Here is a 13,691-nt window from a genome sequence, read left to right on the forward strand (position 1 = left end):
CGGTTGCAGAAAATGCTACCTCCTCCACAAAAACCGCACCTTCCGCGGGCCTAGTGGGTTCAACCGCTCTGAAGAGATGAGCAAATTTCGCAGGTTCGTGACATCGGGCGTCGGCCTCACCTTTCTCGTGGTGGGTGCGACCGGCGTGTTATTCCAGTTTTTCTTCAAGACTCGCCCCCTCGTGCAAATCCATGCATGGCTGGGCGTGGCGATGGTGGCCGTCGCGCTGATCCATATCCTGCAAAACTGGCGTTCCATGCTCAGCCATCTCCGCGACTGGCGCGTCTACTCGCTCCTCATCCCCGCCGGGCTGGCCATCTGGTATGTCAGCCAGCACTCTCACCGGGAGCGCCATCGGGAATCCACCGGACGCGGTCCTCGGAGCGAGGAAAGGACCGAGGGCGACAGGAGAAATGCGTCGATGGAGTTCCGCAGAGGCAGCCAGGGGATTTTGACCAAGCTCGCGGACGCCCATGCCGCCCCTCTGGCAAGCGCATTCGAGAAAGACTTCTCGACCATCACCGCCACCATGAAGAGCGCAGGCCTCCGGATCGGCAGCGATCAGGAGACCATCTCAGAGATTGCCAGGCAGAACCACAAATCCCCGGAGGAAATTCTCGCGTATTTCGTTCAATAGCCTGCGACGCCGGAGAACACTCCCCATCATTTATAGCGATATATTATTGACAATATCTCCTTCTTTAATTCCCTAGACGGGAATCACCCATCTCTTATGAAAGTTTTCCCCACCCTTCTCGTGGCTCTCGCCTGCCTCAGCTCCGCTTGGAGCGATTCCGGCGGCATCGTCATCATCAGCCCCGGAGATGCCGAAGGTTCCGGAGTAATGAATAATGGTGGCTTTGAAGACGAGTCGTCTACCCCCTGGAAAAGCGTGGGCAAAAACACCAATCTGGCCATTACCGCCGATAAGGAGAATGCCTATCAGGGCGAAAAGTACGCGAAGGTTCAAAAACTGTTTGTCCCTCCCTACTGGACGAATGTCGCCCAACCGACGGAGCATGTCATTCAAGCCAACGACATTTACGAGATCAGCTTTTACGCCAAGGCCCTTCGCGACAACTCCAATAATGACAAGGTCTCCTGGAATATCTTCTACACAGAAGACGACAAATTGAATGGAAAGCCAACGCTCATTGCCTCTGGCGATTCGACTCCGTTGACTGATGCCTACGAGCTCAATTCCTTTAAAATGAACTCGCCCGTGCCCGAGGAGGCCGTGGGTAAGATCCTCTTCATCAGCATCATCTCGGATCACATGCGGGACCATGGCTCCGCTGCCGTGGATAACGTGTCTCTCACGGCAGGCAAATCGACGCCGTAACATCCGTCATTTCATAAGTCAAAGGCGGCGCTCACCTTCCACCGGAGGTGAGCCTCTTTGTTTGGAAGCATACCTCACTCCAAGGTGGCGTGGAAATCCCAGGTTCCCTCCGGGACCTGAAAGCGCAGGCGACCGTCGACCACCCCGTCGCATGTTACACCCTTTTCGCCAGCCACTGAAGCTTTGCCATCCCAGGCCACACGCCCATTGATCTCCACCTTGCGGGTCTTGCCTGGATCACCGGGCAGGCCGACCGACGCCCGGGTGGCCGCTGGCACCACGAGATTGAGCGAGAAGGTCCTGGCGTCGCGCCGCATGGAGGCGATGATTTTACCCGACACGGTATCCACCGCAGCCTCGATCTCGCTCAGAGGCCCCATCTGCGGCTGCACGCGAAAGCTTTTCCATGCAGCCGAGGTCGGAGCCAGACCGGCGTAATACTGCGATAAAAGCGTCAGCGGACCGCCAGACCACGCATGGTTGACCGTGCTCTTCAGCCCGGAATCGAAGGCCCACAGCTCGGGCAGGGTCGTCAGATGATTCTCTACCAGGGGAGCATACCGCTTCTTCATGCGCGCCATCGCTGCATCGGGATCATCCATCAGCAGGAGCGACTCGAGCACATACTTCTCCATGTACGGGCTCGCGTGGAATTTCTCTGCCAGCACCTTCTTTATTGCGGGAAACCTTTCCGGCCCGGCAATGCCCGCCACAACGCACAAGGCATTGGCCCGGTCATCCGTATCGTACCCGTAGCCGGGACCGCGGTAGGCGTCTCCCGTCCAGCAAATGCGATTCGTGGCATCGACCAGGGCCGCCCGGCGCTTCTCAAAGTCCTCGGCTTCATCATCCTGTCCCGCAAGCCGGGCAAGGCTCGCCGCCGCCTGGAGAGCAAGGCAATACCACGCCTGGTCCAGCACTCTCATGTCGACGTTATCTCCCCAGTCACCCCAGTCCCAGTCGCCCCCGCGATGAACCACCAGCCCATCCTGATCGAGCTTCCATAGAGCAAGGTAGTCTTTCACCCTGGGGTAGGCTCCCACGACGGTCTCCCGGTCACCGGTGTAAAGATAGTAGGTCCACAGCCCATAGTGCCCGACGCTGGCGAGTCCCTGCTGCGGCAGTTCCCTGGTCCAGGTCCCTGGGATGGGCGAGTACAGCACCTTGTCAGGCCGCTGCCAGGCCATAAGCTGGAGGATCGCTTTGCGCGTAAGGCGATCCGCTGTGGGTGACAGGGCATAAAAGGTCTCCCCGATGTCGATTACGACGTCTCCCCACCATTGTGCCCGCTCGCGATCAGGGCAATCCATGTAGGTATCCCGCATATTGACATACAATGTACGCCGCGCCTTTTCCCAAAGCGTGTTGGCAAAAGCATCGTCCGAGCGAAAGGCTCCGGTGAACTCCGTGTCATACCCGGTCTCCCGATACTTGAGCCCGACGATCTCGACGCCTGCCGGGATGTCGTAGATCACCTCATGCCCATTCATCCAGCCAAGGGATTCGTAACTCTGCTTTCCTTCACCGGTTACGTACTCCGCGCGCACGCAAGGTTCTCCACCGACCCGTACGTTATCCGTACGCATCGAGATGCGATTGCCTTGGGGAGCGACAATCTCAAGATACGGGGTAACCTGGGCGTTATAGGGAAGCTTCGCGACGATTGGTTTGCCTTCAGATACCTTTGGCAGGTCGGAGGCATTGACGTAATCCTTCAAGCCGGAATCCTTCCAAAACGGGATCGGGCGGGGATGCAGATCATTCCACGGTGCGCTGCCAGGAGCACCCATCACGGTCACAAACGGCCATCCCGCATCGTCATAGCCCGGAGCCGTCCAGCCCGGCATATCGTTCCGCCGATCAAAGCCGACATTACTTTCCGAAAGGCGGTAATTTGGCTTATCACCCCCCACCTCGCAATACCCCGGATGCAGTACCCCCTTCCATCCCCCTCCCGAGACCACATCCATGCCATCTGCCTTCATGGAAAAAAGCAGCCCGGGCTGACCGCTCACCTTGTGGCTGAAGCCATTTCTGGTCCAGTACCACGTCAGCACGGCAATCGTGTTTTCTCCCTGCCGCAACCAGGGAGCAAGATCGATCTCGTCATAGTAACCACCCGTGGGAGTCGGTCCCCGCTTGAGTCCTCCCTCGAACACGACAAGCTCACCATTCACCCAAAGCCAGTATTTGGAATCCACCGCTATACGGGCCAGCGCATGGGAGGGCTGGGCCGGAAGGTCAAACTCCGTCCGATAGGCATCCCATCTCGAAACCTTTCTCTCGGGTTCCTCCGCGCCCTGGATCGTGATCCATCTGGCTGCGCCAAAGATGCTGTCCTCTGCCTTCACTCCGATCGCACCACCTCCGGACGCAAACAAGAGAACCAGAAGAAGCAGCAACGGTTGTCTGCATGGACTCCAGTCAAAGCGGCTGACACTCAGGGAAAAAGACACGGAGCGGGTTATGGACATTGCGATCAGATATTCCGACACGAAGGCAATTATTTATACCGATACAAAACGCAGTTGCATTGAATTTATTTTCAATGCAACTGTTACATTTAAAAACCCTTGAGAACTCCGCGTAAGAAAAGCTAATCGCGAATATGCACAAGCGCTCCCTCACCTGTCTCGCCTTGGTCGGCCTTGCTTTTATATCGATACATTCAACAGCAAAAGCTGCTGTAATATTTAGCACTTACAACAACAACGACTCCGGCACTGCCTCGCCCATCCACAACACCTCGGGTAAGGGTCTGGCCTTCAACATGCCATCGCCCCTCCAGCCCGGCGACACGACTTCCTACACCCTCGATAGCATAAGCCTGCGTCTCTCGGGTTCGATTCTGAGTTCGCAGATTGTCCTGTCGCTTTACACAAACGACGGATCCAACACTCCCGGAACGTTAATCTCCTCGTTCACTCCCACTTCCGCGTTCACTCTCACCAGCACGGCGGCGAGCTATACCTTTACCACCTCCAGCGCCGTGACGCTCACAGCGGGCACGACCTACTGGGTGACCATGTACTCAACAAGCAGCAATACCTCCGGACTCTCATGGAAGACCTCCAGCCCTCAGCCGTCTCTGTATAGCACCGTGGGGGTTTCGCTCTTCGGCACAATCTTCGGAACCACCACGAACCCGGCAAATTGGACGAATACCAGCAGCACTGTTTACAACAGTCTCACCGTCAATGCCACGGCCGTCCCGGAACCCGGCATCGCAGCCCTGTCGATGCTCGGAATACTTGGTCTCGTCGGCCTGCGGCGCCTCCGTTCACGAGCCTAGGACGCCCGCAGCGTTGCCCCCCATGACTTTCCAGCCCACCCACGGCCTCATCCTGGCCTGCCTCCTCGGCGTGGCATCCCGAGGAGGAGCCACTTCCCCCATTCCTTCGGACCTCACTCCCGCCATCATTGTGGACACGAGCAAGGAACGCGTGGCCGAGGGAAAATTCCAGCCCTCCTGGGAGTCCCTGCACCAGTACGAGATACCCGGATGGTTTCGCGATGCGAAGTTTGGGATCTGGGCACACTGGGGACCGCAATGTCAGCCCGAGGCAGGAGACTGGTACGGTCGCAACATGTACATGGAGGGAAATGGCCAGTACTCCTCGCATCTCAATCTCTACGGACATCCGTCAAAGTCCGGCTTCAAGGATGTCATCCACGAATGGAAGGCCGAGCATTGGAATCCCTCCGACCTGGTAGCCCGGTTTCAGCGCGCCGGAGCTCAGTACGTCATGACCATGGCCAATCATCATGACAACCTCGACCTTTGGGATAGCCAATACCAGCCATGGAACTCGGTGAAAGTCGGGCCGCGCCAGGACATCATTGCCGGCTGGGCCGCCGCAGCGCGCAAAGCCGGGATCCCCTTCGGAGTGAGCGTGCATGCCGCCCATGCCTGGACCTGGTACGAATCCGCCCAAGGAGCTGATACGAAGGGACCTCTGGCAGGCATCCCCTACGATGGCAACCTCACCAAGGACGATGGAAAGGGCCTTTGGTGGGACGGCCTCGACCCGCAGGATCTGTACGCACAAAATCATCCCCCCAGCACCTCCTCCGGCTACAAAGAGGGGCAGTGGGACTGGGGCGGAGGGGTCACGCCGCCCGACCAGGCATATTGTGATAAGTTCTACAACCGCACCATGGACCTCATCAACCGGGTCCAGCCTGACCTGATCTACTTTGATGACACCGCACTGCCGCTCTGGCCCGTAAGCGACGCCGGACTCAAGATCGCCGCACATTATTACAACCAGAACATGAAGGCCCACAATGGGCGACTGACGGCGGTCATGTTTGGGAAAGTACTTACTGAAGACCAAAAGGGCGCCATGGTCCTGGACATCGAGCGCGGCGCGGCAAGGGACATCCAGCCACTCGCCTGGCAGTCGGATACCTGCCTGGGTGACTGGCACTACAACCGCAGCTACTTCAACGGCGGCATGTATCGCTCTGCCACGAACGTCATCCGGATGCTCGTCGACATCGTCAGCAAAAACGGCAACCTCCTCCTCAGCGTGCCCGTACGGGGTGATGGCACCATCGACGAAAAGGAACAGGCGATCCTGGACAAAGTCGGCCAGTGGATGGATGTGAACAAGGAAAGCATCATCGGGACTCGCCCCTGGTCAGTCTTTGCAGAGGAAATCGTGTCAGACTCTCCGGATGAAAAGGCAAAATCGGATGGCAATCTCACCGGCTATCGATTCGCCACCAAGGGAAACACTCTTTATGTCACCGTATTCGGCGCGACTGAATCCATCATGAAGATCAGCGCCCTCGGTTCACAGTCTTCCCATCTCGATCAGGCGATCACAGCAGTGGAGCAACTGGGCCACGGTCCGGTACGCTGGCAACAGACCTCCGCTCACCTCGAGATCACCCCTTCGCTGCCGGTCGCAAGCGATGCTGCCACCGTTTTTAAAGTGACGCTTAGGTCCGCCGTTTCATTGTAACTGTTACAATTTATCTCTATTGAGAGCACCCCGTCGAACTGATACCCGCATGATCACAGGTGTCATCCTGCCACCACGACATGCCGGGGCTACCGAAAGGGCCGCTCTGCTTTGCCGGACGTGAAAATGCCCGACTCCCCAGACAACCCATTTGTTCCGATACGATCATGACACCCGTACGATTCGCCTCCCTCCTGCTTTCCTCACTCCTCTTCTGCACCCCCCTTCCCGCGAAGGAGCGGAAGGGAGAACAAGTCGAGTCTCTGAACGGAAAATGGGATTTCACCACGGACAGCCAGGTAGCCACGAGCGCCTCTGGCACGTGGGACAAAATGGAGGTGCCAGGGAACTGGGATACCACCCCGCAGTACTCCACCTATCGCGGCACCGCCTGGTACCGGCGGGAGTTCACCGTCCCAGCCGAATGGAAGGGCAAACGCGTGCGACTGAAATTTGACTCCGTCTACCACATCGCCGAGGTCACCCTGAACGGCCAGGTGCTGGGCAAGCACGTCGGCGGGTATACGCCGTTCGCCTTTGACGTGACCGACACGGTCCGCTACGGCGGGTCAAATACCCTGCTCGTCAGCGCCGACAACTCCTACAAACGCGGAGCCTGGTGGGCCTGGGGCGGCATCAGCCGTGCTGTGTCGCTCATCGCCAACAACGATGCCCGTATCGTCTGGCAACATATCACAGCCGATCCCAATCTCGCCACGGGCGCAGCCCCGATCGTAATCCAGTACAAGGTCGCAAACTCGAGCGACAAACCACTCGCCGTCGAGTTGGTCTCCCAGATCACCGGCGTATCCATCGCTCCACTCTCCGTCAAAGGCATCGTCCCGGCCAAGGGCGAGACCATCCTCGAAGCACGCGCCGTATTGCCAAAGAAGGACGTGCGGCTCTGGCACTTTGACCATCCCAACCTCTACGCCTGCGAGACGACATTGAGCACCGGGACGACCGTGTTGAATTCCGCCTCGGATCGCTTCGGCATTCGCAAGGTCGAGGTGACCAAGGACGGACTCTTTCTGAACGGCGAGCAGATCCGCGCCGGCGGCTACAATCGCGTCAGCGACAGCAACAAGACCGGAAGCACGGAGCCGGATTCCCTGGTCAAGGGCGACGTCGATTTGATGAAAAAATCAGGAGCCGTGATAGCCCGACTGATGCACGTACCCCTCGCGCCCAACCTGCTCGATTACCTGGATGAAAAGGGCATGTTGATCTTTGGCGAGATCCCGGTGTGGGGAGACAACGATCCCCAAAAGGTCAAAGACAACCCTCGCACCAGGCAGTGGCTGAAGGAAATGATCGAGCGCGATTACAATCACCCATGTATCATCGGATGGAGTCCCGGCAACGAGCTCACCTGGCATATGGACTACATCGCCTCGATGAAGGACTACATCCTTAAGGAACTCGATCCCCACCGTCTCGTCTCCTATGCCAGCTTCACTGCTTCTCGCAAGGAGTACAATCCCACGAATGATCCCGTCTCCGTGGTGGACCTGGCCATGCTGAATACCTATAGCGGCAACCCGGCAAGCTTCGCCGGCGCCGCCGCGGCACTGCGCTCGAAATGGCCCGACAAAGCGCTTTTTTTCTCCGAGTACGGCGACGGCCAGATCGGAGGAGGCTTGGATGCCCGGATCAAGAACATCGATGGCATCTGGGCGGCCATCGCCAAAAACCCGTGGGTCATCGGGGGCGCTCTCTGGACCTTCAACGACTACCGCAGTGACTATAAAGGCACGCCCGCCTCAGGCAACCGGGAGTGGGGCGTCGTGACTGTGGACCGCGAACTCAAGGCCGCCTACTGGCAGATGCGCAGGCTCTACAGCCCGGTTCATTCCATCCGCGCAGACAATGGAGTCCTCACCATCGTTCCCCGGAAACGCTCCGAAATACCCAGCTACACTCTGCGCGGCTATACGGTGCAATGGAAACTGTTGGATGCGGCAGGACAGACGGCCTCACAGGGTTCCCTCCCCGTGCCCGATCTCGCTCCCGACACCCCAGCCTGGACCACTCCGATCCCCGGCGCAAAAAACGCTGCATCCCTCTCAGTCACCCTGGTCACGCCGACCGGATACGACGTCGCAGACTGGAACAGCGCCGAAACCAAACAACCCTAGATTCCAAAAAACGGAATGAAGTCATCCCTCCTGCCAAGTCTCCTTCTTTCGTCGCTCCTCCTGGCGGGCACCGTATTTGCCACAGACAGCGCGGGAGAAAACACCCAGTCCCTCGATGGAAAATGGGACTTCACCACTGATCCGGCCGTCGCGGAAAAGAACACCGGCTCATGGGATACTCTCGAGGTACCAGGGAACTGGGATACACAGCCCGCCTATGCCACTCACAAGGGGAAAGGCTGGTATCAGCGCGAATTCACCGTACCGGCCGATTGGAAAGGCCGTCCGGTGCGCCTTGTCTTCGACGCGGTCTATCATAAGGCCACGGTCACCCTGAACGGACAATCCCTGGGCAGCCACACAGGCGGGTATACTCCCTTTGAATTCGATGTCTCTGACACACTCCACTACGGAGCCGCCAATACACTCCAGGTTTGTGCCGACAACACCTACGCCCGCGGAGCCTGGTGGCCGTGGGGCGGCATCAGCCGGAGCGTTCATCTGGTGGCAGACTCCGATGCCCGCATCGTCTGGCAGCATATCGACGCGGTGCCGGATCTGGTCACGGGATCAGCTTTGCTTTCCATCCGGTACAAGCTTGCCAATACCAGCGATAGTCCGCTCTCCGTAAGCCTCTCCTCGACCGTCGCCGGGACCTCGATCCCGCCGCTGACAGCTTCAGCGACCATCCCGCCCAAGAGTGAAACCATCGTCGAGGCAAGCACAACCCTGCCCAGGGCGGACGTGCGGCTCTGGCACTTCGATCATCCCAACCTCTACACCTTGGGATCCACGCTGCAGGTCGACGACCGCATCCTCCACTCTCTCCGCGCCCGTTTTGGCATCCGCAAAGTCGAAGTCACCAGCGATAGTCTCCTTCTGAATGGGGAAAAAGTCCGGCTCACAGGATTTAACCGCGTCAGCGACAGCAACACGACCGGCAACACCGAGCCGGATGCCCTCGTGAAAAAGGATGTCGACCTGATGAAGCGCGCGGGCGCGACGATGACTCGCATCATGCACTCTCCGCAGGCTCCCAACCTCCTCGATTACCTGGATGAGAAAGGCATGCTGATCATCGCCGAGATCCCGGTGTGGGGGTGGGATGATCCCCAGGTCGTCAAAGACAACCCGCTCACCCGTCAATGGCTCAAGGAAATGATCGAGAGGGACTACAACCACCCTTGCATCATCGGCTGGAGTCCCGGCAACGAAATCAACAATCACTTCAACTACGTGGCCTCCATGAGCGACTATACCCGCCAAAACCTCGACCCTCATCGGCTCTTTGGCTACGTCAGCAACACGGCAAACCGCTCGGGATATACCCCGCAAAATGACCCGGTGACAGTCAGCGACATCGCCTGCATCAATATTTACAGCCGCGCCGGGAAGGATTTTGCAGCGGCAGCGGAATCCGTTCGCGGCAAATGGCCGGATAAACCGGTCTTTTTCACGGAGTACGGCGCGGACCAGATCGGAGGCAAGCTGAGTTCAAAGATTCCCAACCTCGCCGATATCTGGAAAGGCATCGAAAAAAATCCCTACGTCATTGGCGCCTCGCTCTGGACGTTCAACGACTATCGCAGCGGGTACAAAGGCACCCCGGCTTCCGGAAACCGCGAATGGGGCGTCGTCACAGTCGACCGGGAGATCAAGGATGCCTACTGGCAGATCCGCAAGACCTACAGCCCCGTCCGCTCCCTCGAGGTCACCGGCAACACCCTTACCGTCACCCCGCGCTCCAGCGCCGATATCCCCAGCTACACTCTGCGAGGTTACACCATCAAGTGGTCACTCTCGGATCACGCCGGAAAGGTCACCGCGGAAGGCACACTGGACCTGCCCGACCTCGCTCCCGACTCCGCGGCATGGACTGCTCCTCTCCCCGGCGCGGGGGCGGCTGCAAAGGTCACCATCACCTTGATCAGCCCGACCGGCTACGATGTCGATGACTGGACATCGCCCGTCCCTCCCGCCCAGAACTAACTCCCATCGTACCGTGAAAAAAATCCCATACCTGAGATGGTGGATCGCCGTGGCGCTGTTCCTGGCCGCGGTGTTGAATTACATCGACCGCAGCGTGCTCGGGATGCTCGCGCCGACGATTCAGAAAGATCTCGATATCTCGGACCAGGGCTATGCCACGGTGGTGAACTGGTTTCTCGTCGCGTACACCTTTGCCTACCTTTTCTCGGGGCGGCTGGTCGACAAACTTGGTGAGCGGGTCAGCCTCGCACTCTTCGTCGGCTGGTGGTCGATCTCCAATGCCCTCACCGGTTTCGCCCAATCCGTCACCTCGCTATCCATCTTTCGCTGCATGCTCGGGCTTGGTGAAGCCGGCGGCTTCACCGCCTCACCCAAGGCTGTCTCGGAGTGGTTCCCTCCTGCAGAACGCGGCATGGCCATCGGACTTTACAGCCTGGGTGGCGCGGCGGGCGCGACCATCGCGCCAATCCTCGTGGCCGTCGTGGCCACACACTTCGGGTGGCGCTGGGTGTTTGCCGTCACACCTCTCCTGGCTTTGCCCTGGATCGTGCTCTGGCTGTGGCTCTACCGGCGCCCAGCGGAACACCCCCGCATCACGGAGGAGGAGAAGGCGCTCATTACCTCGACGATATCTCCCGATCCCAAGCCAGCGGCGAATGCGCCCAAGTCCTCCATCTGGGGCGAGGTCCTGCGCGAGCCTTTCGTCTGGCGCCTCATGCTTGCCCGCATGCTTACAGACCCGGTCTGGTACTTCATCCAGTTCTGGTTTGCCAAGTATCTCCATGACGTGCGCGGCCTTGACCAGAAAGGCGTCGCCATTCTCTGGGTGGTCTTCCTTGCGGCCGACGCCGGGTTCCTCCTGGGCGGTTTTTTCTCCGGCCGGCTCATTCGCCGCAATGTCGCAGCTCCCGCCTCCCGAGTGTGGCTCATGCTGGTGAGCGCCTGTCTGATGCCGCTGATTTTTCTGATCCCGCAGGTATCCTCGCTCGGCCTGGTGCTGACCATCGCCGCGGTCGCGGCCTATGCTCACACCTCCTGGCTGAGCAATCTCACCTCCCTGGCGGTCGACATTTCGTCCAAGCGCTTCCTCGCCACGGCCTTTGGCGTCATCGCCTGCGGCAGCACGCTGGGCGGTATCATGATGAACCAGGTCGTCGCATGGCTGGTCGGGCATCGTTCCTACAACGACTGCTTTTACATCATGGCTTTCCTACATCCGCTGGCCTTCCTCCTCGTCTTCCAACTACGCAAGCGTCTCCCGGCCTGATTTTGTGAATCGCCTCTTCCTCCCGATACTCCTGGTCCCCGGCCTGCTTTCCCTGGCACCCGCCGTGGAACTCAAGAGTCCGGACGGGCATCTCGTGGCGACCATCGAGACCGACTCCGCCCAAGACCTCGTCTACACAATCAGCCGGGACGGCAAAGTCCTGCTCGCGCCGTCTCGCATCGGCGTCACTATAGAAGGCGTCGACTTGGGAAAGGACGCCACCCTCGGCCAGGAAAAACGCGCCAGCATTGACGATCAATACCCAGTATTTGGCCCCAAGAGCATAGCTCGCAATCGGGCGAATACTCTCGCTCTCAGCATCCGTCACGACGCCAGCGGCCAGAGTTGCACGCTGGAGGCCCGGGCTTTTGATGATGGTTTTGCGTGGAGGATTATCTCCCCAGGCTCGGGCAGCCGCACGGTCCTGGGTGAGGCTTCCTCCTGGGTGCTGCCGGAAAAGAGCATCATCTGGTTCGGAGAACGCAACTCCCCATGGAAGCTGCGCACCTACGCAGGTGAGTTTGTTTCTGCGCCCCTCTCGAAGCTCCCAACAGTCTCTTCACAGGGTCCGGTGCAATGCCCTCCCCTCCTGGCAGAGCTTCCAGACGGTCTCGGCTATATCCTGGTCACCGAGGCTGCCCTTGAGAACTACAGCGGCCTGCGGCTGCGAGCCATCGGTGAATCCACCTTGCAGGCGGACCTGGCCGATGGCCTCAAGGGCTTCCCGATCACGGGAGATCTCGTCACCCCATGGCGGGTGACGATTCTCGCCCGGGATCTCGATGGCCTTGTCAATACGGACATCATTTCCGCCCTGAATCCCCCGCCGGATGCCAGGCTCTTCCGCGACCTCAGCTACATCAAACCGGGCCGGAGCGTCTGGCGATGGTGGAGCAAGGGAACCGGCTCGCCCGATGAGGAACGTGCCATGATCGATGATGCCGCCGCCTTGGGCTTTGAGTATTCCCTCGTCGATGATGGCTGGGCCAAATGGCCGGATGCCTGGAAAAGGATCCGCGAGCTTGCCACCCATGGGAGCAGCCGCAAGGTCGGCCTGTTGATCTGGAAGGACAGCAACGAGATCAGCAATCCCGCCGGTGATTATGCGGCCATGAGGTCATTTCTCGATTCCGCTAAATCCGCCGGGGTGGCGGGAGTGAAGGTCGATTTCTTCAACTCCGAATCCCAGGCGAGCATCGCCTTCCAGCGCCGCCTCCTGGTTCTAGCTGCAGAGCGCAAACTGCTTGTGATCCTTCATGGCATCCAGAAACCCACGGGCGAGTCCCGCACTTTCCCCAATGAAATCACACGGGAAGGCGTGCGTGGCCTCGAGTTGAATCACATGACGGAAGGAATGATCCCGGCGAGCCACAATGCGGCGCTGCCTTTCATCCGTTATGTCGTCGGTCCCGGCGACTACACGCCGCTCGGCTACAGCACGCCTGGCGACACCACGTGGGCGCATCAGTTGACCACCGTCATCACCACCGGCTCGCCGCTCATGGTCATCGCGGAAAATCCCGCCATGCTTTTGCGCGATCCCGCGGTGAGACCAGCCCTCGATGTGCTCAAGGCCATTCCCACCACCTGGGATGAGACGCGAGTCCTGCCACAGAGCCGCATCGGCGAACTCGCCATCCTCGCCCGACGCAAGGGCAGCGACTGGTTCCTCGCCATCCTGGCCGGAGACAGACCCGCCTCTCTCGCCAACCTCGATCTTTCGTTCCTCGGCCATTCCTCCTATCAGGCGGTGATGATCACCAGCCCTTCACAAAAGGCTCTGGAGCGCAAGGAGTGGCAGACCGGCGCGGACACTTCTCCCCTGCCCGCACAACTCGCCTCCAATGACGGACTGGTAATCTGGTTTCGGAAACTCTGAAGCAATTGATCTGATACTCGGCACCGGAAAGCTCCTCACCTTGGGTGCCAGCGAACAGGCACGCCCAGGGTGCCACCATCGCGACCCAACCGGACCGTGCATTTAC

The 13,691-nt window shown here is 59.2% G+C and carries 9 protein-coding genes; 8 read left to right on the plus strand and 1 reads right to left on the minus strand.

Features of this window, described 5'->3' with window-relative positions; genetic code table 11:
• Window positions 1-76: 76 nt before the first annotated feature.
• Both TSACC_RS15845 and TSACC_RS15850 read left to right on the plus strand, forming a co-directional pair.
• The gene (locus tag TSACC_RS15845; protein WP_169809672.1) at window positions 77-637 is read left to right on the plus strand and encodes a DUF4405 domain-containing protein; all 561 of its coding nucleotides are present in this window, start codon (window positions 77-79) and stop codon (window positions 635-637) included.
• Between the two features lie 96 nt (window positions 638-733).
• Complete coding sequence (locus tag TSACC_RS15850; RefSeq protein WP_075080199.1) at window positions 734-1,342, plus strand: carbohydrate binding domain-containing protein; 609 nt, start codon at window positions 734-736, stop codon at window positions 1,340-1,342.
• A gap of 74 nt (window positions 1,343-1,416) precedes the next feature.
• On the opposite strand, the gene TSACC_RS15855 is transcribed toward TSACC_RS15850, so the two are convergent.
• The gene (locus TSACC_RS15855; protein WP_084400531.1) at window positions 1,417-3,816 is read right to left on the minus strand and encodes an alpha-L-rhamnosidase-related protein; all 2,400 of its coding nucleotides are present in this window, start codon (window positions 3,814-3,816) and stop codon (window positions 1,417-1,419) included.
• Window positions 3,817-3,950: 134 nt separating this feature from the next.
• Between TSACC_RS15855 and TSACC_RS15860 the strand changes: the two genes are divergently transcribed.
• The 6 genes from TSACC_RS15860 to TSACC_RS15885 all read left to right on the plus strand — a co-directional run bounded on the left by TSACC_RS15860 (window position 3,951) and on the right by TSACC_RS15885 (window position 13,585).
• Complete coding sequence (locus TSACC_RS15860; RefSeq protein WP_075080201.1) at window positions 3,951-4,634, plus strand: choice-of-anchor R domain-containing protein; 684 nt, start codon at window positions 3,951-3,953, stop codon at window positions 4,632-4,634.
• Between the two features lie 22 nt (window positions 4,635-4,656).
• The gene (locus TSACC_RS15865) at window positions 4,657-6,312 is read left to right on the plus strand and encodes an alpha-L-fucosidase (RefSeq protein WP_084400532.1); all 1,656 of its coding nucleotides are present in this window, start codon (window positions 4,657-4,659) and stop codon (window positions 6,310-6,312) included.
• Window positions 6,313-6,479: 167 nt separating this feature from the next.
• Window positions 6,480-8,450 carry a glycoside hydrolase family 2 protein gene (locus TSACC_RS15870; protein ID WP_075080202.1) on the plus strand — a complete coding sequence of 657 codons (1,971 nt, stop codon included), beginning with the start codon at window positions 6,480-6,482 and terminating at the stop codon, window positions 8,448-8,450.
• A 15-nt stretch (window positions 8,451-8,465) separates the two neighbouring features.
• Window positions 8,466-10,439: a glycoside hydrolase family 2 protein gene (locus TSACC_RS15875; RefSeq protein ID WP_075080203.1), complete on the plus strand. Its 1,974-nt coding sequence runs from the start codon at window positions 8,466-8,468 to the stop codon at window positions 10,437-10,439.
• Window positions 10,440-10,452: 13 nt separating this feature from the next.
• Window positions 10,453-11,706 carry an MFS transporter gene (locus tag TSACC_RS15880; RefSeq protein WP_075080204.1) on the plus strand — a complete coding sequence of 418 codons (1,254 nt, stop codon included), beginning with the start codon at window positions 10,453-10,455 and terminating at the stop codon, window positions 11,704-11,706.
• Between the two features lie 4 nt (window positions 11,707-11,710).
• Window positions 11,711-13,585 carry a glycoside hydrolase family 97 protein gene (locus tag TSACC_RS15885; protein ID WP_084400534.1) on the plus strand — a complete coding sequence of 625 codons (1,875 nt, stop codon included), beginning with the start codon at window positions 11,711-11,713 and terminating at the stop codon, window positions 13,583-13,585.
• The last annotated feature ends 106 nt before the right edge of the window (window positions 13,586-13,691 follow it).

The sequence above is a fragment of the Terrimicrobium sacchariphilum genome, from assembly GCF_001613545.1.
GTDB lineage: Bacteria > Verrucomicrobiota > Verrucomicrobiia > Chthoniobacterales > Terrimicrobiaceae > Terrimicrobium > Terrimicrobium sacchariphilum.

Bases quoted from the DNA above. Each gene is read 5' to 3' on its own strand.
- TSACC_RS15845 (WP_169809672.1), top strand. From the start codon at position 77: ATGAGCAAATTTCGCAGGTTCGTGACATCGGGCGTCGGCCTCACCTTT.
- TSACC_RS15850 (WP_075080199.1), top strand. From the start codon at position 734: ATGAAAGTTTTCCCCACCCTTCTCGTGGCTCTCGCCTGCCTCAGCTCC.
- TSACC_RS15855 (WP_084400531.1), bottom strand. From the start codon at position 3,816: ATGTCCATAACCCGCTCCGTGTCTTTTTCCCTGAGTGTCAGCCGCTTT.
- TSACC_RS15860 (WP_075080201.1), top strand. From the start codon at position 3,951: ATGCACAAGCGCTCCCTCACCTGTCTCGCCTTGGTCGGCCTTGCTTTT.
- TSACC_RS15865 (WP_084400532.1), top strand. From the start codon at position 4,657: ATGACTTTCCAGCCCACCCACGGCCTCATCCTGGCCTGCCTCCTCGGC.
- TSACC_RS15870 (WP_075080202.1), top strand. From the start codon at position 6,480: ATGACACCCGTACGATTCGCCTCCCTCCTGCTTTCCTCACTCCTCTTC.
- TSACC_RS15875 (WP_075080203.1), top strand. From the start codon at position 8,466: ATGAAGTCATCCCTCCTGCCAAGTCTCCTTCTTTCGTCGCTCCTCCTG.